This window comes from Deltaproteobacteria bacterium (assembly GCA_023382265.1).
Taxonomy (GTDB): Bacteria; JAMCPX01; JAMCPX01; order JAMCPX01; family JAMCPX01; genus JAMCPX01.
This window is the reverse complement of sequence record JAMCPX010000056.1, coordinates 95,273-118,230: the sequence shown is the minus strand read 5'-3', so window position 1 is coordinate 118,230 and position 22,958 is coordinate 95,273. Positions and strand designations below refer to the sequence as shown.

At 37.8% G+C, this 22,958-nt stretch carries 19 protein-coding genes and 1 pseudogene; 4 read left to right on the top strand and 16 right to left on the bottom strand.

Annotated features, from left to right (window positions below; translation table 11 throughout):
• Positions 1–13 precede the first annotated feature (13 nt).
• From rpoZ to M1381_10455, 14 genes are all read right to left on the bottom strand, one after another.
• A complete protein-coding gene (gene rpoZ / locus M1381_10520; protein ID MCL4479515.1) occupies positions 14–226 on the bottom strand; it encodes a DNA-directed RNA polymerase subunit omega in 213 nt (70 codons plus the stop codon).
• A gap of 51 nt (positions 227–277) precedes the next feature.
• Positions 278–1,993, bottom strand: a complete 1,716-nt coding sequence (gene recJ, locus M1381_10515) for a single-stranded-DNA-specific exonuclease RecJ (GenBank protein MCL4479514.1) — start codon at positions 1,991–1,993, stop codon at positions 278–280.
• The gene (gene secD, locus M1381_10510; protein MCL4479513.1) at positions 1,993–4,626 is read right to left on the bottom strand and encodes a protein translocase subunit SecD; all 2,634 of its coding nucleotides are present in this window, start codon (positions 4,624–4,626) and stop codon (positions 1,993–1,995) included. The genes recJ and secD overlap by 1 nt, the downstream gene beginning before the upstream one ends.
• A 35-nt stretch (positions 4,627–4,661) precedes the next feature.
• Entirely contained in the window at positions 4,662–5,030 is a 369-nt protein-coding gene (gene yajC / locus M1381_10505; protein ID MCL4479512.1) for a preprotein translocase subunit YajC, read from the bottom strand.
• A gap of 153 nt (positions 5,031–5,183) precedes the next feature.
• The gene (locus M1381_10500; GenBank protein MCL4479511.1) at positions 5,184–7,169 is read right to left on the bottom strand and encodes an AAA family ATPase; all 1,986 of its coding nucleotides are present in this window, start codon (positions 7,167–7,169) and stop codon (positions 5,184–5,186) included.
• Complete coding sequence (gene rplS, locus M1381_10495) at positions 7,166–7,570, bottom strand: 50S ribosomal protein L19 (protein ID MCL4479510.1); 405 nt, start codon at positions 7,568–7,570, stop codon at positions 7,166–7,168. Before rplS ends, M1381_10500 begins: the two co-directional genes overlap by 4 nt.
• The gene (gene trmD / locus M1381_10490; protein ID MCL4479509.1) at positions 7,563–8,303 is read right to left on the bottom strand and encodes a tRNA (guanosine(37)-N1)-methyltransferase TrmD; all 741 of its coding nucleotides are present in this window, start codon (positions 8,301–8,303) and stop codon (positions 7,563–7,565) included. Before trmD ends, rplS begins: the two co-directional genes overlap by 8 nt.
• Before the next feature lie 47 nt (positions 8,304–8,350).
• On the bottom strand, positions 8,351–8,581 hold the full coding sequence (locus M1381_10485; protein ID MCL4479508.1) for a KH domain-containing protein: 231 nt from the start codon (positions 8,579–8,581) through the stop codon (positions 8,351–8,353).
• A 31-nt stretch (positions 8,582–8,612) separates the two neighbouring features.
• On the bottom strand, positions 8,613–8,858 hold the full coding sequence (gene rpsP, locus M1381_10480) for a 30S ribosomal protein S16 (GenBank protein MCL4479507.1): 246 nt from the start codon (positions 8,856–8,858) through the stop codon (positions 8,613–8,615).
• A 12-nt stretch (positions 8,859–8,870) separates the two neighbouring features.
• Positions 8,871–10,187: a signal recognition particle protein Srp54 gene (locus tag M1381_10475; protein MCL4479506.1), complete on the bottom strand. Its 1,317-nt coding sequence runs from the start codon at positions 10,185–10,187 to the stop codon at positions 8,871–8,873.
• 99 nt (positions 10,188–10,286) lie between these two features.
• Positions 10,287–11,000 (bottom strand): glycosyltransferase family 2 protein, encoded by a 714-nt coding sequence (locus tag M1381_10470; GenBank protein MCL4479505.1) that lies wholly within the window; start codon positions 10,998–11,000, stop codon positions 10,287–10,289.
• Positions 11,001–11,005: 5 nt separating this feature from the next.
• On the bottom strand, positions 11,006–12,418 hold the full coding sequence (locus M1381_10465) for a hypothetical protein (GenBank protein MCL4479504.1): 1,413 nt from the start codon (positions 12,416–12,418) through the stop codon (positions 11,006–11,008).
• Between the two features lies 1 nt (position 12,419).
• Positions 12,420–13,469 carry an NAD-dependent epimerase/dehydratase family protein gene (locus tag M1381_10460; GenBank protein MCL4479503.1) on the bottom strand — a complete coding sequence of 350 codons (1,050 nt, stop codon included), beginning with the start codon at positions 13,467–13,469 and terminating at the stop codon, positions 12,420–12,422.
• Between the two features lie 97 nt (positions 13,470–13,566).
• Positions 13,567–14,520, bottom strand: a complete 954-nt coding sequence (locus tag M1381_10455; protein MCL4479502.1) for a GDP-L-fucose synthase — start codon at positions 14,518–14,520, stop codon at positions 13,567–13,569.
• Positions 14,521–14,819: 299 nt separating this feature from the next.
• Here M1381_10455 and M1381_10450 point away from each other — a divergent pair, with 299 nt between their 5' ends.
• Positions 14,820–15,140: a hypothetical protein gene (locus tag M1381_10450; GenBank protein ID MCL4479501.1), complete on the top strand. Its 321-nt coding sequence runs from the start codon at positions 14,820–14,822 to the stop codon at positions 15,138–15,140.
• Between the two features lie 73 nt (positions 15,141–15,213).
• The gene (locus M1381_10445) at positions 15,214–17,106 is read left to right on the top strand and encodes a YfhO family protein (protein MCL4479500.1); all 1,893 of its coding nucleotides are present in this window, start codon (positions 15,214–15,216) and stop codon (positions 17,104–17,106) included.
• A 127-nt stretch (positions 17,107–17,233) separates the two neighbouring features.
• Here M1381_10445 and M1381_10440 read toward each other — a convergent pair whose 3' ends face one another.
• Complete coding sequence (locus tag M1381_10440; protein MCL4479499.1) at positions 17,234–17,704, bottom strand: transposase; 471 nt, start codon at positions 17,702–17,704, stop codon at positions 17,234–17,236.
• A 24-nt stretch (positions 17,705–17,728) separates the two neighbouring features.
• Positions 17,729–17,836 (bottom strand): annotated as a pseudogene (locus M1381_10435) (transposase).
• Between the two features lie 271 nt (positions 17,837–18,107).
• Between M1381_10435 and M1381_10430 the strand changes: the two are divergent.
• Positions 18,108–20,294, top strand: coding sequence for a hypothetical protein (locus tag M1381_10430; GenBank protein ID MCL4479498.1), 2,187 nt, complete (start codon positions 18,108–18,110; stop codon positions 20,292–20,294).
• 168 nt (positions 20,295–20,462) lie between these two features.
• Entirely contained in the window at positions 20,463–22,751 is a 2,289-nt protein-coding gene (locus tag M1381_10425) for a YfhO family protein (protein MCL4479497.1), read from the top strand.
• The last annotated feature ends 207 nt before the right edge of the window (positions 22,752–22,958 follow it).

Here is a 22,958-nt window from a genome sequence, read left to right as displayed (position 1 = left end):
CATGGAGGAAATGTTATTTTTTCTTATCGTAAGGAATGACCGTATACGGGATTTTACCGGCAGCAATTTCCCTTAGAGCCAGAACTATAGATTTATTATCATCCTTGTTATCAATTAAAGGCTGCGCTTCCTTTACAAGCTGTTTTACCCGCTTTATAACCATCTGCACAAGTATAAACCTGTTATTCGTAATCTTAAGTGAATCTTCAACTGTTACTCTTGCCATACCTTTACCTCTCTTTTTATTATATCATGGTATAATTTATTTTATAATATGTCAATTCTGTACTACTCTCATGTCCTTTAGGTTAAGTATTATACTATCATAACCATTAAACACATTGTTCCTGAGAGTATAAGCGATGTTAGCATGCCTTGGCAAATTATCGATATGCTCTTTTGAACCATAGGAAATCACATCAAATGACGTATCATCCTGAATTGCCTTAAATTTGATTGTATTATTTCTCATTACTCTTGGATCGGATATCTTTATATTATTAGAAACAAAAATGGGTTCTGAATTACCAGGACCAAAAGGCATTAAAAGTTCAAGCTCTTTTATGATATTTTTAGTAATATCTTTAAATTTCAGTACCTGATCTATATAAATAACGGGTGTAAGCATTTCATCCGTTAAAGTGCTATCAAGCAGTTGAAAAAAATTGGCTTTGAACATATCAAACATATCATGTTTTATAACGAGTCCCGCTGCAAATTTGTGTCCGCCAAAACTAACAAGATAGTTGCTCAGGCTTTTTAATGTTTCGTACATGTGAATAGATTCTATACTCCTTGCAGAGCCTTTACCGATATCATTATTAAGAGAAATCAGGATGGTTGGTTTATAGTACAGCTCTACGAGTTTCGATGCAACTACTCCGATAACACCGGGATGCCATTCTTCAGAGGCAAGCACAATGCCTCTGCTATCCATGTTTGATGGATCAAGATTTATAAGTTCTATAGTGTTTCTCAATATTTTTTGTTCTATCGAGTGCCTTTCCGTGTTCATTTTATCAAGCATTTTGGCAAGTTTTTTTGCAAGTACGGGATCGTCCGTTGTTAGCAATTCTACACCAAGATTCGGGTCGTCAAGTCTTCCGGCTGCATTTATCCTCGGTGCTATCCTAAAGCTTACATGTGATGTTGATACCGTATCTCCCGATAGAGAGGAAACATCCTTCAACGCCTGTATGCCCAACCTTGTGGAATTGTTAAATACCTTTGTACCGATACTTACTATGATCCTATTTTCTCCTGTAAAAGGTACCATGTCAGCTATAGTACCAAGTGCGGCAAGATCCATGTAGTCCTTTAAATTAGGCATCCACATATCGCTAAAAAAGCCCTCATGCTTCATAACGTTTCTAAGTGCCATAATAAGATTGAATGCAACACCGACCCCTGCAAGCATCTTGAAATCATCCACATCATCATTCTTAGGATCAAGTATTGCATAAGCAGGAGGCAGGGAATCCGGAATCTCGTGATGATCAGCAATTATTGTATCTATGTTATTTTTTTTTGCAAAACCTATTGCTTCATTATTGGATATACCGCAATCCAGTGTTATAATAAGTGTATAGCCATTGACTCTAAATTCCTTCACCGCTTCAATATTTAGTCCATAGCCCTCCTTAAGCCTATGCGGTATGTGTGTACTAACAATTGCGCCTGTAGATTTAAGATAAAGATACGTAAGTGATGTAGCAGATATGCCGTCAGCATCATAATCTCCATAGAGCATAATCTTTTCCCGTCTCTTTATTGCGATTATGATCCTTTCTACAGCCTTCTCCATACCATTGATCAGAAAGGGTGACGGCATGTCTTTTAAAGCAGGATATAAAAATCTTATAGCCCTGTCTTCAGATATTATCCCTCTATTTATTAGTATCGCTGCAAGTATCTCGGAGATACTGATCTTCTTTGATAATTTCGTAACTTCATTTTGTTGTATTATATTTTTTCTTTTCCATTGTTTTGTCATTATCGTTTTCTTTGGAATACCTTTCCTTTTTCACCTACCCAGTCAATAACTACCGCACTTGCTATAAAAACAGAAGAATAGGTTCCAACTACAACGCCTATAAGCATCGCAAGGGCAAAATCATGGAGCACAGAACCGCCAAGTATGTACATGGCGAAAACAACAATAAAAACTGTTAGAGATGTTATAATAGTCCTGCTTAAAACCTCATTCACACTTCTATTAAATACCTCCAGATTGGTTTCATTCTTTCTGGTTCTTAATCTTTCCCTTATTCTATCAAACACAACGACAGTGTCTGTCAATGAATAACCTGCCAAAGTAAGAAGTGCTGTTACAAACAATAGAGTTATCTCTTTATCCAATATATAGAAGACTCCTATTACTACAAGCACATCATGAGCAGTGGCAATAGTTGCAGCAACTCCAAACTTAAATTCAAACCTCCATGCAATGTATATAACAATTGCAATGAGGGAGAATATTATGGCCCATAAAGCATTCCTCTGCATGTTTTTGCCGACAACAGGTCCTATTTCGGTTATCCCTTCAACCGTAAAATTATTGGAATTGAACGCTGATTTTAAAGCATTTATAACTTGATCGGATACATCCGTCTTAACCTGTGTTGTTTTTTTAATGCTGATCAAAAATTCATTAAGTTTTGGAAGCTCCTGTATCTCCGGGGAAGGGATGTTGTCATGTTCAAGTGCAGTTCTTACATCCGAGATTTTGATGGGTTTTTCAAATATAACCTGAACAGACGTTCCTCCTCCAAAATCGATCCCTATATTAGCTTTACCTCTTGCTATCTGGATAGAACCTATAATACCTACCGCAACGAGTATCCCGGAAATAATATACGTATACCGCCTCGCACCCATGAAATTGATCTTCGTGTTTTTAATAATTTCAAAGAATTTCAATCTTGTGAGTCTTACCTTTGAGTTAAGGTAATCAAACATCGCACGGGTTGCAAAAAGGCCTGTGAAAAGGTTAAGAGTAACACCAATACTTAGTGTTACCGCAAAGCCTTTTATCGGACCGGTTCCAAAGATGTACAACACAATAGCTGTTATAAGGGTTGTAATGTGCGAGTCTATGATCGTATAAAAAGCCTTATCATAACCTGCGTCAACGGCTGTTTTAACGGGTTTGCCGATTTTCAGCTCTTCCCTGGTCCTTTCAAAGTTAAGCACATTCGTATCAACCGCCATTCCGATAGAAAGAATAATACCCGCTATACCTGGCAGCGTAAGTGTTGCACCAAACATAGCGAGGATGGCGAGAAGCATCATCACATTTAATACAAGTCCGATATCGGCAATTATTCCCGCAATCGTGTAGTATACGAGCATAAAAGCTATTACCATAATGCCGCCGATGATCGCCGCAGTCATACCTTCTTTTATAGAATCAGAACCGAGGGTTGGTCCAACAACGTTCTTCATAAGGACTTTAACAGGGGCTGGCAGGGCACCTGCTCTAAGAACAATTGCGAGATCCTTTGCTTCGTTTTCTGTAAAATTACCGGATATCTGAGCGTTACCGCCGCTTATTCTTTCCCTTATAACAGGTGCAGAATAAACAATATTATCAAGCACTATTGCAAGCCTTTCACCTACATGCGCTCCGGTAAGTTGATCAAATAGTTTTGCACCTCTTGCATTAAACCTTATACTCACATAAGGCTGGTTATACTCTCCTCCTATTTGCATTCTTGCATCGGAAAGCATATCGCCTGTCAAATTGACATTTTTTTCAAGAACATCGGTTTGATACGTAGTGCTGTTTGTATTTTTATCCTTTATAACGGAATAACCTATCATATATTTATCTGGCACTTTGCCCTGAAGAAAGGATTCAAGCTGACCCTTGCTGTATGCCCATAGATAAGGACTCTGCACCGTTTCACCATCCGGAAGTGAAACCGTGTTTGAGCCTGCATATATGCCGTCAGGCAGTGGTTTGGTGTTCTTTATAATATCAGCTAAAAAGGCAGGCTGTTCATCAACAAGAATAAACTCTAATTGGGCTGTTTTACCTATTATATCTATAGCCCTTTGAGGGTTTTTTATCCCGGGCAACTCAACCACAATCTGGTTTGTGCCCTGCGGGTGTATTATCGGTTCTGTAACCCCGAACTGATCAACCCTGTTTCTTATGTTTTCTACAGCCTGGGTGAGTATATTGTTTTTCATATAATTTATCTCAGAGGCAGTAAGTGAAAGCACAAATGACGGGGGTTGTTCTTCTGTAATCCTAAGATCCTGGAAATCATCCTTGAGTATGGTGTACAATTTGTCTCTATCAGAAGGACTCGAGAGCGCTAAGTTTATATTGCCTGTAGTTGTAACCGATATAGATTGCACCGCAATTTTTTGTTGAGTAAACTCGGCTTGTAATTCCCTTGTCTTTCTTGTGAGGTCATCTTTTATTGCCTTGTTAATATCTACTCCAAATACAAGATACGTCCCGCCTTTCAAATCCAGTCCGAGATTAAGTTTTGTGGATGGAAACAGATTTTTCCACCAGCCTGGCAAATTATTTACAAACGATGGAGTTACAATAAATATAGAAATTACCGTCAGAACACCTATAAGTATTAATCTCCATGTTATATTCCTTCGCATATTATCTCCTTTAAAACTGCTATTTTATAGTTCTATTAGGAACCGGTGTTGCCCGTTTTATTTTTATCAATAGCAGTAGCAGAGGTTGTAGCCGCATAGCCGGCAATGTATGATTTCTCAACCTTTATCTTCACGCCTTCCGATATTTCAATCGTAATTGCATTATCTGCAATACCGGTTATTCTGCCATAAATGCCACTTGCTGTTATTACATCATCTCCCTTTTTAAGATTGGATAGGAATTCTTGATGCTTTTTTAGTTTTTTGCTCTGCGGCCTTATCAGTAACAAATAGAACACAAGAAAGATTATCACTATGGGTAACAACATACTAACAAGTGATCCTGTACCCCCCGGTTGACCTGCGGTCTGTACTGCTGCATACGCAATTGTATTTATATTCAATGTTTCCTCCTTTAAATTATAATTTCATAAATTAACTATACCGTATTGTCAATTAAAGTATAATAAAAAAACTTTTTTAAAAAAACAAATGAATCTCATGCACCATGCATAAACATTTATATTGACCATAATACGATTTATTGATTAAAATAATCAAAGAGATATGAAGTTGTCCGCCATCGGTTTGGCTTTATTATCCGACGTGAAAAGCATTAACTGCGTTTGCTTTGAAAAGGATTTTAAGATATCATAAATCGTTGATCTATTGTTATCATCAAACAACATAAAAGGTTCATCCATAATAACAGGCCACTGCCATTTGTCAGCTGCGATATCCGTGATTGATAAAAATACGGCAAACAAGGCTTTTAACTTTGAAGAATCAGACAACTGCTCAAAATCTATCTCCCTGCCTTTATTGTCAACAGATATCATTTTACCCTCTTTAAAAGCTATTTCCTGAAAATAATTATTCGTCAGTTTATTCAAATATGAGCTTGCTTTTGATACCGCAATGGCCGTAATTCTCTCCGGTGGTTCATCCGTTAATTGGGATATAATCTCTATATTTTTTATGTATAAAGGCATACTCGTTTTTACTGCCCTATCAGGAGGTTTTACAGGTTTTTCTTCAAAGATAACCCTTTCCTTTTTCTGAGATGGACTGCCCTCAAAAGAGGCCAACCCTGCTTTCAAATCATTGATCTGCTGTGAGATCGCATAGGGATCGATACCTGCACCGCCCGATATTCTGACCTGCTCCTGTATAGATGATATTTCAGACTTTATTTTTTCTTCCTGCGATTGTAAAGATGCTTCACTATACTCTGAAAGCATGTTGTCGTATTTTTCTTTTACCCGCTTATACTGAACCAATACGGCTTTGTATGATTTTATATTTTCCTTTAATGCCGTTACCGATTCAAGATTAAGTGATTTTACAATACTTTTTATTACAGAGCTCTCTATCTCATATTTTTTATTTAATTCCTGTAATCGTTTTTCAAGCTCACTCAGCCTATCTTTTTCCATGTTTACCACGGATCTTTTTACAGAATCATTCCACAGAGCATAACCCATCATGACAAATCCCGCAAAAATACCGATGGACAAATACCCAGTCCATGATGCATCAAGTACGAATGATAGTATAACCGGCGTTAAAACAAATAAACCAACGACAGCACCTCCTGCTATAAACAGCTTCCCCTTATAAAAGGGCTGCATTGTTACGTTCATTGCTGTATACTGGTTTTTTTGCCTGTCAATATTGCCGATATCTTTTTTTACTTTATTTTCAAGCTGGATATAATCCTCTATCTTCTGTCCTATGTCCTCCGGAAGTTCCGCGAACTTTTTGTTTTCTTCTATACCCCTTTCCATAGAACGCAATTCTGCTTCAGCGGATTTGATTGCCTTTAACTTTTCCTGCACATCCGAAAGCTGTGATTCGAATTGTTGTATCCTGTCTTCATTAGCAGAAATATTTGATGCCGATGAAAGCTCAGCTTCAAGTTTTTTAATTTGCGACAGTATCTCTTCTTTAGACATGTTATTCTGCTGCATCGTCTGTGTTTCCGAGTAAGAGGTAGGCTCAAAATCACCCAACTGTTCTGAACCGCTTTTGCCGATATCATTCAGTGTAAAGGAATCATATCGTACGGGATCAGTCGCAGCGGCTGGAGCTAATGCATCATCCGTTGTATAAGGGTTTAAAAGTGTATACGGGTTTACATGGAATAATGAGTTGTACTCATCAAGCGGTTTAAACAGCATTTCCCTTTTAAAAAAGTCCTTTATATCTCTTTCATCCTTTGAAATTGCATCATACTTTTCTGTATTCCGATTATACTTTGACAACAGCATTGCTCCAGACACAATGTCCATAAGCATTCTGTACGTATCGGGACCTTCCGCAAATATAATACCGAGTCTTGAATCCGCAGAATCATAACTTTTTAGTTTTAATCTTCTTTCGTTATCAGAAGTACATGTCAGGATTAAAAAGAGGGCGTCCGCTATCGTAGTTTTACCCTTTTCGTTATTACCCCAGAATACATTAAATCCGTTATGCAACTGAAACTTTATCGGTTCTTTAAATTTTTTTATTCCCTGAAGTACGAATTCTTTAATGATCATGATGGATTATCATTTGATTCCTTTACAGTAGTATCCGTATCCTGTGACTGTAACTTCTGCTCTCTTTGTAACCTGCTCGATTTTGTACTCAAACCTCTTAAATAATATAATTTCGCTCTTCTCACTTTCGTTTTCTGAACGATCTCTATCTTTTCTATAGAAGGGGAGTAGAGAGGGAATATGCGTTCAACACCAACCCCGTATGATGTTTTTCTAACCGTGAGATTGGTATTTATGCCGCAGCCTCTTATGCCGATAACAACGCCCTCAAATTGTTGAATCCTTGCTTTATCGCCCTCTTTAAATTTTGTGTACACCTTGATCGTATCACCAGCTTTAAAATCTATTATTTTTTTTTCACCGTTGTATATCTCATTTTCTAAAAACTTAAGTCTATCCATTGTTTCCTCCATTATTTTTTTTCTTAACACCATCTAAAGCCTGTTCATTGTTTTTTGCAAGTTCTAACAGATCACTCCTGCGTTCCTTTACAAGATTCATGGATTGCTTTAATCTCCATTCTCTAATTAACTCATGATTACCCGAAAAAAGCACGTCCGGGACAGTGTGTCCCCTGAAATCCCTTGGCCTGGTATACTGAGGATACTCGAGCAGATTGTTCTCAAATGATTCATCAACAACAGACTGATCATTCCCAAGAAAACCTGGCGTCAATCTTGCCACCGTTTCAATAAAAACAAGGGCCGAGACCTCTCCGCCATTAAGAACATAATCGCCGATGGATATCTCTTCATCAGAATAAAACTCCATAACCCTCTCATCAATGCCTTCGTATCTGCCGCATACAAGTATAAATTTATCATGCAGGGCAAACCTTTTTGCCGCGATCTGATCAAATTTTTTGCCCTTCGGTGAAAAAACTATAATGCTGTATCCTTTTTCATCGGAAGCATATTCCAATGCAGATACAATAGGGTCGGGCTTCATTACCATGCCTGCACCGCCTCCATAAGGAGTATCGTCAACTGTTTTATGTTTGTCTTTTGTAAAGCCTCTTATATCAATTGTTTCAAGCATAATGATCCTATTATCTATTGCACGTTTTAATAAGCCTTCCATAAACGGAGATATAAAATATCTCGGGAAAATAGTTAAGATCTTAAATTTAATCATAAACCAAAGCTGAGAATTTTGAAGGAACTAATAGAATTAAAGAATCTCTACTCTACTATTTCAAGCACAATTTTTTTCTTAATTTTATTACCGATAGCATTGAGTAAGGTTCTTATAGCCGTGACGGTCCTGCCATCTTTGCCTATAATTTTACCGGTATCATCCTTTGCTACCTTCAATTCTATTATGTATGTCTGCTCTCCTTCTACCGTCTTTATTTGAACCTCTTCCTGCTTATCCACGATATATGTTGTAATAGCCCCTATCAATTCCTCCAATTCCTTCACCGTACACCTCCCAACAAAAAAATCATATTTTGATCTGTTGAGCCTTTAATAGACTTTTTACTCTCGGTGACAAGCTGGCACCTTTCTTGACCCATTCTTTTATTAAATCCATATCCAAGTTCAACTTGTATGGCTTCTTATCAGGATTAAAAGAGCCGACTACAGTCAAGGTTCTTCCGCCGCCCGTATAATTTGAATCTTCCACAACTATTCTATAATCCTTAATATGGTTTCTGCCAATCCTTTTTAATCTTATAGCTACCGACATTATGTTCCTCCATCAATGTAAATATTTGTTTAGGCTTCTTATACCACTTTTTTTAACAATGTCCATCATTCGTTGTGATTCAAAAAAAGCCTTTAAAAGTCTGTTTACTTCTTCCACCTTTGTTCCGCTTCCCTGGGCTATACGCAGCCTCCTTTTACCATTTATTATCTCAGGATGGCTTCTTTCCTTATTTGTCATTGAGCTGATTATAACCTCATACTTTTTAAGATCATCTTCTATATTTCCAGGTTTTACACCCTTTTTTAATTTTCCGAAACCTGGAAGCATATTAAAGATCGAGTCTAAAGAACCAAGTTTTTTTATCATCTTTAGCTGCTTCATAAAATCATAAAAAGTGAATTTATCTTTACCCACGGCGGCAAGTTCCTTGATTTCATTCTCATCAACCGTCTCAGATACCTTTTCCATCAAGCCTTCAATATCACCGGAACCTATCATCTTTGAAACGATCCTCTGAGGATCAAACGGCTCGAGGGATTGTACAGCCTCACCCGTACCTATAAACAGTATAGGCTTATCTATTACTTTTTTAAATGATATTACAGCTCCGCCCCTGGCATCCCCTTCAAATTTTGTAAAAATAGCGCCGTCATAGCCAACGGCATTCATAAATCCTTCGGAGATCTTAAGTATATCGTGCCCTGTCATTGAATCAACAACAAAGAGCGTTTCCACGGGGTTTAGAATGTCCTTTGCGTGCCTCAACTCATTCATCAAATCCTGATCTATGTGCAGTCTTCCCGCTGTATCAACAATGATACAATCGGCTCCGTTTCTTGCCGCGATTAACCTGAGTTCCCTTAAACCCTCAATACCCTTAACGGCAATATCTTCGCTTACCGGGAAACCGTTTGCTTTCGCAAGCGTAACAAGCTGTTCCTGAGCAGCAGGTCTCTTAAAATCTATAGATACAAGATAAGGATTTAAACCCTTTTTCTCCCTTATGTACTTTGCAAGCTTTATAGCTGTAGTAGTTTTACCGGCACCCTGCAAACCAACCAGCATTAAAACATCGCCAGAATGGGCTATCTTAAGAGGTCTTGATACGCCCATGACATTTATAAACTCTTCCTTCAGGACTTTTAAAAGATATTTCGACGGATCAATACTTTTCGACAGCTCTTCCGACATTGCCTTTTGTTTTACGGTATCAAGCAACTCTTTGACGACTTTGTAATGCACATCAGCTTCAAGCAAAGTAATCCTGATCTCTCTTAAGGTTTCATCGATATCCTTTTCGGAGAGTAAACCTCTTTTTGATAATCTATCAAAAAGCTCTGTAAATTTTACTTGTAAGAATTCCAGCATTTTTGAGTGTAAGATTTAATTATATAAATCACCGGATGTCAAGCGGCTAAAAACACTTAACAAAAAAAGAACGGGGAAGGTCATTTTAGAAGAATTCGATCATTTTATTCTTCTGCTTAGTGCATAAAAATACCATTTAATATAGCCTGGCATCCATTTAAACATCTTAAACCTTGATTGTCCCTTCTTTCTCCTTTCTATCCATATATCCGGCACCTCTGCAATTTTAAAGCCCATTAGATAAGTCTTTATCGTAAGTTCAGTACCGATCTCAAAACCACCATTGCTTTCTATCTTTATTTTATCAAGCAACACCCTGGTGTACATCTTGAAGTTATTTGTTATATCATGAACAGGCACCTTTGACAGATAATAAAGTGAAAGCCCTGCAAACCTGGAAAGCAATCCCTTTATCAACCCACCTCCAGTATGTTTCCCTCCCTTCATATACCTTGAGCCGCACACCAGAGCGTAACCCTCTTTTACCAGATCATACATGCGATCCACGACAGATGCATCATCAGACCTATCTGACATCATAACAACTAAAGTATCAGCCGAATAAAGTGTAAAACCAGTTTTTAAAGCGTTTAGTACACCATGGCCATAAATATTCTTAAAAACCTTTATCTCAAATGTGTAACTGTGCTTTATACTATTAATTACCGGAATAGTATTGTCTTGATCAAAATCATACACTATAATCAATTCAAAGGTTGTCCGTTTTATTTTTTGCTGAAGATCATTAAGCATAGCCTCTATATTATCTGCTTCATTGTAAACCGGGACAATAATGGAGAGCTCTTTTTGCATAATGGCTATTCCTTAATGCTCATCTTATCACAATTGTACGTGTAGACAGGGTTATAATAGAATACATTATAGTCCAGCCTTTGCAGTATACCGGCCCAATGTTTTACTGCGTGCGCTAAAGGATACAGTTCCAGAAGCGATCTGTCATCGCTGGACCTGTAGTTATACAGGATGCAGGCATCTTTCTCTCTCTGGAGCATATCCTTCTTACCAACAAGAGAGCCATAAAAAAATGACACCGGTATGCTCGTTATGATCATAAACAGTACAAGCAGTACCATGTATTTTGACTGTTTATTTTGCTTATGTACTGATAAGTCAGCAAGCATTACATATACCGCTATAACCATAAGCACTGAAAAGGTTACATATCTTGAACTCAATGCTTGAGTGTTCCCTTCATTATATCTGCCTGCTGTTATTGCAGCCATTGTGAACAGGGAGAATAAGCCCGTGCCTATCCAGAACAGGTTTTCTTTGACCCTGCCGGTTCCATACACAAAAAATAAACTTAGAAAAAACAATGCCAAGATTACTATCCCGGCGATCATAGATAATAATGTGTTCCACGTAAACCATCCGCCGCATAGTGTAAAGAAGTATAAGGCAGCCTTAAATGGCATATCTATAAAATTAAAAACCCCGCCAAATCTTGCAGATACTGTAGGGCTATGATAATTAATAAAGTATAAGAGCCAGGACAATGCTCCGGCAGCAATCCATACCGCTGTAGGCCATCCTATTTTCCTGCGATGTTCCGGTGTACCCGCTGCAAGCATGGATAAGCCGGCTATCCATACAACCAACCCCATAGCAGATGAGAAAGACGCAATTACCGCACCGGCCATTGAAAGGATAAGATATGTAACCCTCATGCCGCGTTTATCTGATCTTATAAACCTATAAACAAGGTATAAAGAGAGAAGACTAAATGTATGGGCAAAGGCATATGTAATCTGAAATCCTGCCAGCATATTTGTGCATTGCCTCCATGTAAAGATGAGGAATGTAACAGGTATACAGATTGCTGTAACCCTTATCAGCTTGTTATTGAATAGCTCTTTAATACCTGACAATAGTATAATCCAGCTTAACGAAAGAAACACAACAATGCTGTACATCTCAACGATGTTATTGTAATGTGTAATCACGCCCAGCAGAAGCATAAATATTAAAGGGAAAAATATCCTGTGCTCGTTGTGCTGTGCAAAGAGCTCAGAGACGGTTATAGTACCGGAAAAGACCTTCTGGAAAAGATAAACGATGTTCCACTGATCCCCGAACACGCCATTTACGCCGAATAAAAAGACATAAAAAAACGCAAGAAATACCGGCAGGAGTAGTAAAAAAAGATTAATATAATTTAATCGCTTATCGTAATCCTTACCCGATAATATTTCGTACCACCGCCGCGGCATATCAAATCATTAAATGCCCTTTTATAAATCCGATGGTATCATCTATCATATCATCAATCCCATGCGCCGGCTCCCATCCCAATCTATCCCTTGCTTTCGCATAGCTTCCATACATATAACTGACATCTCCATTGGGTTTGGTAAGGTGCTTAAGCCCTGGGAAAGGTATATCCTTGTACACCCGTGTCCATACCCTTTTAGCAAGCTCCCTCATAGTCAAACGCTCCCTGCCGCATATATCAAAATCATCGTTTTTTATTCCCTTCTCAATCATAATTGCTACAGCAGCAGCAATATCATCGACATGCGTGAATATCCTAACCTGGCTTCCGTCTCCGAGTATCTCAAAAGGAGATTGCTTTATCAATGCCCTATGAACGAAATCCGGTATAACATGAGACATACCGTAAATCACCCTGCCCTCTATACTCTGCTCGACAATTTCGCCTGCTCCGACCGCATTAAATGGTCTGATTATTATATAGTTTAGCCCTTGTTGTGAAGAGGCATACTTTACCAAATGCTCTCCATATAGCTTCTGCATACCATAACTTGTTGACGGCATCCTTTGCTCTTCTCTATTTTCCTCCACATTAATCGTCCGTTCATATACCATAGAGGAAGAAAAGAAATAAAACACCGCGGATGGTGAGGATGAGATGGTTGAATCAATGGCATGCATCAATATATCCGTGTTATCCCTGAGTATGCTGTATGGGTTCATATTTAGGTATCTTACACCACCCACATGAGCAGCAAGGCACAGAATGTGATCAAAACCGCTAAAAACATCCGGGGATACATCTCTGATATCTTTATTTATAAGTTTAAACCGGGGATGTGTGTAGAAATCATAGGCTATGTAACCGTATCTTGAGAAATTATCTACAACAGTTACTTCATGACCCTGTCCAAGCAGCAACCTTACAATATGTGAACCGATAAAGCCTGCACCGCCTATAGCCAATACCCTTGCCATTATATTCCCATCTTTATACAAAAAGTTTATTAAAAATAGCTGAAGAACAACCACGCTATTGAATTTTTCCAAGCTATTATCAATATTTATAAAGCCGCGAGCTATAACTATGAAAAGACATCTTTTATGATAATGTCAAGCTTAAGTTTTGCATGCTGCCTTCATTTGATCAGAATTTTATGTCTCTTTTTTTCATGTACCACTCGATTGTGTCCCTGAGTCCATCTTCAAAGTTTGTTTTAACCATGAAACCAAACTCATTATATGCCTTTGATGTATCAAGACTTCTCCTTGGCTGGCCATCGGGTTTCGATGTATCCCATGTTATCTTTCCTTTAAATCCCGTATACCTTGCTATCAACTTTACAAGTTCCTTTATTTTAATTTCCATACCAGAACCAATGTTCACCGGATCAGGCTTGTTGTATCGCTCCGCTGCCATTATAATCCCTCTTGCACAGTCTTCAACATACATAAATTCCCTTGATGCCCTGCCCGTACCCCATACAACAATCTTATCTTCCTTATTCACAATGGCATCAACGCATTTTTTTATCAGTGCAGGTATAACATGGGAGCTTGATGGATCAAAATTGTCACCAGGTCCATACAGATTAACTGGCAAAAGAAAGATGGAATTAAATTCATACTGCTGCCTGTAAGCCTGGGATTGTACAAGTAACATCTTTTTAGCAAGCCCGTACGGAGCATTGGTCTCCTCCGGATAGCCGTTCCACAGATCTTCCTCTTTAAAGGGTACAGGCGTAAACTTTGGATACGCGCATACAGTACCTATTGCTACAAATTTTTCCACACTGTGAAGCCTTGCCTGCTCCATCAGATGTACACCCATCGTCAGGTTATCATAGAAAAACTTACCCGGATACTTTCTGTTGGCACCTATCCCGCCTACAGCTGCCGCAAGATGAATTATAATATCAGTATTACTCTGCTTAAGCAGTTTTTTTACAGCCGATTCATCCCTTAAGTCGTAATCCGTACTCCTTGGGACAATTATCTTCTTTGTATCTAACCTTTTCAGCATGTCCACAACATAGCCACCCACAAATCCACCGCCGCCTGTAACAATTACTGTCTTGTTATCCCAGAATGATTTTCCCATCTTATATTCCCCTAATGGCTGTTTTTTGGACAAAATCCTTGGAATCCATACTCATACGGAAATAGTTTCTTTTTTGCATTTTATTATTATGATAGTTTTTTAAGCCTTTTTCAAGCAGATTTCTTCCTTATGCAGACATTATACACTGGCTTACACAGGCTGCTCAGCTTGGAAAGCGGTAAACCTCCGATTAAAGAGGCTGTTGAATGTACACCTCCTTATAAAATTTTTCGGAATTATGTGTTTGGCAAAGCAGATAAAATACTTGATAAATTATAGGATTTAGATATGCATGAAGAATGGGGAATAAACACAAACTTTTTTTAGCATGCACCATCTTTGCCCTTACATTTATAATTGCTTTCTTTCCTATTATATCAAAAGATGGAATTATTGCACCGGTAAACGAACTGCGTGTTAACCCCTTTTTTAATATAAACAATAAACCATCGCCGCAATTAAAAGGAAGTACATATGATCCAATTCATCAATTTATACCATGGTTGCATTTTAACAAAGAATCTTTAAAACATCATGAATTGCCTCTGTGGAACCCGTATCAGGGCTGCGGTGTGCCTCATATAGCAAATATACAGTCAGGACTTTTTTTACCCGCTTAATATATTCGTATATCTCTTAAACTGGAAATGGGGACTGTTACTTTTATACTTTTTTAAGTTTTTTCTTGTCGGTTTGTTTGCATACCTTTATTTATCGGAAATCGGCATAGATTACCGTGCATCCATTATTGCATCAATAGCTGCTATGTATTCGGGACTTATGAACCTGTTCCAATTTTGCCCTACAAGAGCAGCGTTTTGTTTCTTTCTCGGGTTATGGGCAATAGAGCTTATAATAAAACACTCTGATAAATTTAGATGGTATTTTTTATTGATGCTTGCGTTTGTTATTGCTGTATTTGCCGGTCAACCCGAGGTATTGTTTTTTATGAGCCTTGTCCTTGGTATGTATTTCTTGATAAGGCTATTTAGTGAATACGGATTTACTAAAAGAGCATATCTTATTATAGGGAAAACAGGTTTAGTTATATCTGCCGGCATTATTATATCATCGATTCAATTGTTGCCGTTTATTGAATATCTGCATTTTAGTTCGATATCATTATATAGAAATTCTATTATAAGTTCATCTTTTTATTCGTTTGATGCTATAATAGCCGCATTAGATAATTTCTTCAGTAAAGACATAATTAATTCTCATACATGGCTCGAATTTGACTTTAATTATATCAGTTTACCAATGTTCATATTTGGTGTTTCCGGGATCATCGAATTCTGGAACAATAAATATGTTAAGCCAGTAAGCGTATTGTTACTCATAACTTTTATCTTACCATTTAATGTTCCTTTGATTCATAACATCGTTTCAACTGTGCCATTGTTTAACATTGCAGAAAAAGAATATTTATGGGCTTTCTCCGGATTCTGCTTAATCATAGTAGGTTCTATATATCTTGATAAGCTCTTTAAACAGGAGATTAAGCCAAGGACATCCAATATAGCAATATATATTACATTGGGTTTAATGTTAGCTTTGCTTACAATACATAGCAAATATTACACCTTGATGAATGTAAAGTTAGTTGTAATTATTATTCTGGCGTTATTGGTCATGGTGGCTTTTCTGGTAAGACTCAAAAGCAATAATACCAAAGCAATATTTATCGGCATATTGGTATTTGTGACAGCAGGTCTTGGAAAGACTGTATATTACGGAGGAGATTATAAATACTTTTATCCAACCAATCCAATTATTAATAGAATAAAGCAAGAGCATGGTCATTTTAGATCGATAGCAATAATGAAGAATGGTGTGGAGGCATGGGGAGCCAATATAAATACGTTTTATGATATAGAGGACATTAGGAATTATGATTCTATAGGTATTAAGTGGTATGACAGATTCGTTCAAGATCTAATATACGAACCTGCTGTATTTAACTTCCTGAATATAAAATATATAGTAAGGGCTAAGAATTTAATCCCCAATTATGGAAGTCATAACTTGGGTTATGTCATTGGTATGGGTATAACTGTTAATGCATTTAGGCCGATTATGTTTTACAACGGTTTTACACTCTATGAGAACCCGTACGTATTCAATAGGGCATTCATGGTGTATGACTACAAGATCGCTGATACACACGATGAGGCCTTCGAACTTGTAAGGCAGTATGCATCACGGTTAAGCGAAACAGCCGTTATATTCAAAGAAGATGCAAAGTATGCCTCATTTATACCTGGCATTGTAGCAGCTGCCGCTCCACCGGACAATAATGTCTCATTCGATAAGTACACGCCCAATTATATAAAGCTGCATGTTGATACAGCTTCACCCGGGCTGCTTGTAATAAGCAACACGTATTTCCCCGGCTGGTATGCCTATATTGACGGTAGGAAGTCAAAGGTCATAAGAACAGATTATGCGTTTCAGGGGGTATTTGTTCCAAAAGGCATACACGAGATTGAGTTAGATTATATGCCGTTGAGTTTCGTTATCGGACTTATACTTTCAATAGCAGGGGTTGCCGCTATTCCGTTGATATACATCTTTCTGTTTCATTAACCCGAAAAATGCATTTGCATAGGGCACACCGGTAGAACCAATCCTACAAAGTATTTACCGAAACGAGCCTGCTCAGATTCATTATTTATGCGGTTCTGCCGTCACACCTCCTATTATTTCTGCGTGTTCACCCAAATGCATTGCAGTTGGCCATATCAGCCGGAACATATTGATTTATACGGTTAAACAGGTATCTCAGTTTCGCTCTGAGTTTGTGTTTTACAGCGGAGATCCGCAGGACTTTGCTCCTGCCGTCGCTGCCCAACTGACTGGGCAGTACAAAGTATTCGTGCCTCAACGTCAAAAGCCTTTGTGTCTTTTCCTTGTTCTCGAATACCTCCTGATGAAACAATAGAAACAGATTGTAGAGCAATGCCCTGATAACCATCGCAGCCTCGGTTGCATAAAACTGTTTCATGGAAAATCCACCCACAGCAAAATCTTCCTTAAATTCCTTGATGGTGTTCTCATCGTTTGCACGGGGACGGCATTTCCTCCATACCTGCTCGATATCGTCTTCGAGGTTCGTTACCCATACGCTGTACCGATAATCTCCAATCTCTATGTCAACCTTGAACAACGAGAGAGTCTTGCCCATGGCGCGCTCCCTGCCGATTGATATGGCATCGCTCATCCTATGTTTGCGGCACAGATCCATGACTTTGGTCCCGGCACGCTCTTCCTGAAGGACCCGTATGATTTGTTCCTCGCTGTACCTTTTCCTTTCCATTCTTGTCTCCTTTTGTTATGTTTTAAGAACAGGGGACTCTAAGTGCAAGTGCTCTGGTTTTCAGGGGGAACGTCAAAGCCCCGCCAAAAAGAACGGTCACTAGTGTAGTGCGTCCTACAAGAACTTGACAGTTGTTTGATTTTGTACATATAGTAGTACCTATCAAGAAAGCAGCGATGACTTTAAATAAACTCCAAAAGTAAATTGGCTTTTAGATTATTAAACCTAATTAATGGGTTGAATGATAGAGGCAATAAAAAATGGAGGCTCTATGAAAAGGTCAAAGAGTGTGCTTTGCGCACAAAAACTGTTGTATGTAATTTTGGGGTTGTTTGTAGATCTTTTGTTTTCTCCTTGCTTGTATGCAGATAATCTTGATTTATGCAGTACTCTGTCTATAAGTGGCGGGAATGTAACAGCAACTGGACTTGCCTTCACAATTACAAATACAAATAATCCTATAAGTTCACAAACAATCACAGGTACTAATGGAGTTGTAAGCAACGGTACAACAGCCTCCTATGGGGGCACTGTGACAGGTACCACTTTAACACAGTCTGCTGTAATTATGAGCAGTAATGGGAGTATATCATTTGTAGCAAACCCGTTCACAACCCCCAACAATAGCTCTAATCCTGTTTATGGTTTTCCCGCATGGCTAGGAGATCCGATCTCATGGACATCGGTTGTAGGAAATTGGGCCAATTGGCCTTTGCCCGGCTGGAATCAAGTGCAAGGTGTAAGCATTCCATATAGTTTAATCTTAAATGGGTCTGGTATCTGGTACATGTATGACCCAAATAATTTGCTGAATGTAGGGAGTAATTATGGTGGTATCAGGGAACTTATAGCTCCACCTCCGGGGCAAAGTTATGCAAGCTCCGTTGGTACCATAGTTGGAACTACATTTTACAATGAGATAGGCGATTCAACCATGTATCGAAAAAATATGTATTCTACTAATGGGCAGACATTCTCTGCGACGGAAACAGTGTCCGGCTCTGGCTATACTCTATCTACTGCATGGGGAACACTTGGTATTGATAACATAGGGCTGACATTTAATGGTAATCCTATTACAGAAAGTAGCAGTGGAGCTATATCTTACATAACAGATAGCACCGGTGATTATGTAACTGTTAGTGCCAATGGTGCATTATCAAATGTGCCGGTCTATAATAGTGGAACTGAATATGAAGATGCGGGTTTTTATGCACCGGGTACATCTGATTGCGGTGTATCAGAGGCAATAGCAGCAGCACCTTATGGCGGTACAAATCTTGTGATTAAACTACCATCATTTTGTCAACCTTCCACACCAATCATTATCCCATCTTCCTATGAAAGATTTCAAATTAGTCTGCAAGGTCCTTCATTTATATCTCCTTCGGTTACAATGACAACTTTGATTTATTTTTCCTCATCAACATCAACATTAAAAAATATAACATTGCAAGACAACTTGCATAATTATATAACAGGAACCTTGATATCTGATACTGGCTATGATAACTCCTTCCAGAACATTAGAGGTTTTTGTGGCTCGAATACACAATATGGTTTATTTGTTAGTGGGACTAATATTGGTACAAATGGTAAAGGTATTTTGATTGACAGTGTATCTATATGTGGACATATTGCAAGTGTGTATGTCGATAACAGTCAAAGTCAAACTATTGGTAGTTTACATATATCGGATCTTAATGCAGATTATGGTGGCGTGAATGGTATTGTCATTCTCAATGGTAAATTTATCAACGGTGGTTTTGCAAATACCTTTAATGTCAATAACGCAACTGCGTATCAGATGGTACTCGAATACGTAACCGAGGGTACGTTTAGCTTCAGGCATCTTACAATTGAAGCAGGCTCTGGTAGTCCAACTTTGTATATATCAAGCTCGACATATATAAAGGTTTCCGATTCGTGGTTTCAGAATGGTGTAATAGATAGTGGCAGTTATGAAATCACCATGGATCATGATGCTGGAGTCCTTACAAACAATGGCAGCAGTCCATATCTTGCGGTATACAATAGTCCAAATTTAACAGTTACTGGTAACCCCTATATAAATTTTAATGCAGAAAGTAGTACAGGAATAGGAGACATTCAAACTGTTGGTAAATCATTACTGATCAACACAAACAATAATCAGATGAAAGTTACAGGTGGTCTTACGGGTGATGCAGTGACAGCCAATACAATAACAAATTACCAAGCTGGCACTGGTAATCTTACAAATGGTAGTGTAACAATAACACTTTCTTATCCATTCCCAGACACAAATTTCGCTTGCAATGTTAATTACAAAGATACGCCTGCAATTGTAACTGGTGCATTGGGAATAACAATAGCGGCGGATAATGAATTTACGGTAACAAGCTATAGTTCGACCGCTGCTGTAAACAGCAACGATGGCAATAGCTTCTATTATATTTGCAATGAATATGGATATTGATGGCTTAATCTGGAAAATACATTTGAATGAACAAGACAAAAATAGGAGAGAGTGTAATGGCAGAACCGCTTAGCGATGTTTTATGGAATTGGCTCTGGTAGCATGTCGTAGGTAAATGCAGTTTTCAGGCTCATGCAATTTCCTGACTGTTGGTATATGAAATAGACGATGGGGAATAAACACAAACTTTTTTTAGCATGCACCATCTTTGCTCTTACATTTGTAATCGTCTTCTCACGTTCTATATTTACAAATAATCTTATCTTTCCTTTAAAGCCTAATCCTTTTTTCAGAATTGCTCATAAACTACCAACAAATTTAGGCGTAGAGACTTATGATCCTTTTTATCAATTCTTTCCATGGTTGCATTTTAACAAAGAATCTTTAAAACATCATGAATTGCCTTTGTGGAACCCATATAATGGATGTGGTGCGCCGTATATAGCAAATATGCAATCAGAATTTTTTTATCCCCTTAATATATTTGTATATCTTTTTGATTGGAAATGGGGGCTATTGCTCTTATATTTCTTCAAATTCTTTTTGGTCGGGCTGTTTGCGTATCTTTATTTATCGGAGATCGGAATAGATTATAGGGCATCCATTATTGCATCAATAGCTACTATGTATTCAGGACTTATGGCTATGTTCCAATATCCACAGAGCGGAATAGTGTTTTGTTTCTTCTTTGGATTATGGTCGATAGAACTTATAATAAAACATTTCGATAGATTTAAAGGGTATGGCTTATTAATGCTTGCATTTGTTATCGCTGTATTTGCAGGCCATCCTGAGATGCTATTCTTTATGGTATTTGTCATTGGTATGTATTTCTTGATAAGGCTATTTAGTGAATACGGATTTACTAAAAAAGCATATCTTATTATAGGGAAAACAGGTTTAGTTATATCTGCCGGTATTCTTATATCATCGATTCAATTGTTGCCGTTTATTGAATATCTGCATTTTAGTGCTATACTCGCATTTAGAAATTATATTCAAAGCTCATTACTTCATTCCTTAACGATTAGTATAGCCGTATTAAATAAGTTTTTTAATGGAAGTATAATAAGTAACAGCGATTCTGAACTAATTATACCCATCTATATCGGTATACCTCTATTCATATTCGGCATTTCTGGAATAATGAAGTCTTTTGATAGTAAATTTGTTAAGGCAATAAGTGTATTATCGTTCATAACTTTTATCATACCATTCAATGTACCCTTAGTTAATAATATTGTTTCTGCAATTCCGCTACTTAATGTTTCTGAAAAACAATATCTATGGGTTTTTTCAGGATACTGTTTAATTATAGCAGGTTCTCTATATCTTGATGAAATATTTAAACAGAAAATTAAGTCTAAAACAATCAACACAGCAATATATATTACATTGATTTTAATGTTTGTCCTGCTCATAATACATCGTAAATATTATACTTTGATGAATATAAAACCAATGATAATTATTAATGTGGTGATATTGGTAATACTGTTTTTCTTAATAAGGATTAAAAACAATAATATCAAAGCAATACTTTTAGGTATATTTGTGTTTATGACAACGGGTTTAACAATGACAGGATTTTCCGGAGGAACTTATAAATACTTTTATCCAACCAATCCTATTATAAACAGGATAAAACAAGAACAGGGGCACTTCCGATCTATAGCGATAACGAAAAATCGTTTGGAAGCATGGGGTGCAGACATAAATACTTTTTATGATATAGAAGATCCCCGAAACTATGATACAATGGGTGTAAAATGGTATGATAAATTTGCTTTAAACTTTTTCAGCGAACCATTTATAATAAATTTTTTAAATGTTAAATTTATCGTAACATCGCCAAGACCAAAGGTATTTTATAACTCAAATCAAGAATACGATATTGGCGGATATGACATCGGCATGGGAATGTCCGTCGGTTCGTTCAAGCCGATAATGGGGTACAACGGCTTTACACTTTATGAGAACCCGTACGTATTCAACAGGGCATTCATGGTGTATGACTACAAGATCGCAGATACGCACGATGAGGCCTTCGAACTTGTAAGGCAGTATGCATCACAGTTAAGTGATACGGCCGTTATATTCAAAGAAGATGCAAAGTATGCCTCATTTACACCTGGCAATGTAGCAGCTGCCGCTCCACCGGACAATAATGTCTCATTCGATAAATACACACCAAATTATATAAAGCTGCATGTTGATACAGCTTCACCCGGGCTGCTTGTAATAAGCAACACGTATTTCCCCGGCTGGCATGCCTATATTGACGGTAGGAAGTCAAAGGTCATAAGAACAGATTATGCGTTTCAGGGGGTATTTGTTCCAAAAGGCATACACGAGATTAAGTTAGATTATATGCCGTTGAGTTTCGTTATCGGACTTATATTTTCAATAGCAGGGGTTGCCGCTATTCCCTTGATATACATCTTTCTGTTTCATTAATTAATATTTTAAAAACACCTAACCTCATAACCCCTAAAATTGTTTCTCTGGACGAATACAATAGGACGATCATAGTTTAATGCCGGATTTGCTGCTTTATAAAACGAGAATGACCGCTCACCAATATTTTTCCACAGAATCGGTTGTCATATAAAGATAAAACCTGGCCACGAAATCCCCGTCATGTACGATCCATATTGCTATGAT

Excerpts from the sequence above, each read along its gene's own strand:
- rpoZ (MCL4479515.1), bottom strand. The coding sequence starts at position 226 with ATGGCAAGAGTAACAGTTGAAGATTCACTTAAGATTACGAATAACAGG.
- recJ (MCL4479514.1), bottom strand. The coding sequence starts at position 1,993 with ATGACAAAACAATGGAAAAGAAAAAATATAATACAACAAAATGAAGTT.
- secD (MCL4479513.1), bottom strand. The coding sequence starts at position 4,626 with ATGCGAAGGAATATAACATGGAGATTAATACTTATAGGTGTTCTGACG.
- M1381_10500 (MCL4479511.1), bottom strand. The coding sequence starts at position 7,169 with ATGATCATTAAAGAATTCGTACTTCAGGGAATAAAAAAATTTAAAGAA.
- rplS (MCL4479510.1), bottom strand. The coding sequence starts at position 7,570 with ATGGATAGACTTAAGTTTTTAGAAAATGAGATATACAACGGTGAAAAA.
- trmD (MCL4479509.1), bottom strand. The coding sequence starts at position 8,303 with ATGATTAAATTTAAGATCTTAACTATTTTCCCGAGATATTTTATATCT.
- rpsP (MCL4479507.1), bottom strand. The coding sequence starts at position 8,858 with ATGTCGGTAGCTATAAGATTAAAAAGGATTGGCAGAAACCATATTAAG.
- M1381_10475 (MCL4479506.1), bottom strand. The coding sequence starts at position 10,187 with ATGCTGGAATTCTTACAAGTAAAATTTACAGAGCTTTTTGATAGATTA.
- M1381_10470 (MCL4479505.1), bottom strand. The coding sequence starts at position 11,000 with ATGCAAAAAGAGCTCTCCATTATTGTCCCGGTTTACAATGAAGCAGAT.
- M1381_10465 (MCL4479504.1), bottom strand. The coding sequence starts at position 12,418 with ATGCCGCGGCGGTGGTACGAAATATTATCGGGTAAGGATTACGATAAG.
- M1381_10455 (MCL4479502.1), bottom strand. The coding sequence starts at position 14,520 with ATGGGAAAATCATTCTGGGATAACAAGACAGTAATTGTTACAGGCGGC.
- M1381_10450 (MCL4479501.1), top strand. The coding sequence starts at position 14,820 with ATGGGGAATAAACACAAACTTTTTTTAGCATGCACCATCTTTGCCCTT.
- M1381_10440 (MCL4479499.1), bottom strand. The coding sequence starts at position 17,704 with ATGGGCAAGACTCTCTCGTTGTTCAAGGTTGACATAGAGATTGGAGAT.
- M1381_10430 (MCL4479498.1), top strand. The coding sequence starts at position 18,108 with ATGAAAAGGTCAAAGAGTGTGCTTTGCGCACAAAAACTGTTGTATGTA.
- M1381_10425 (MCL4479497.1), top strand. The coding sequence starts at position 20,463 with ATGGGGAATAAACACAAACTTTTTTTAGCATGCACCATCTTTGCTCTT.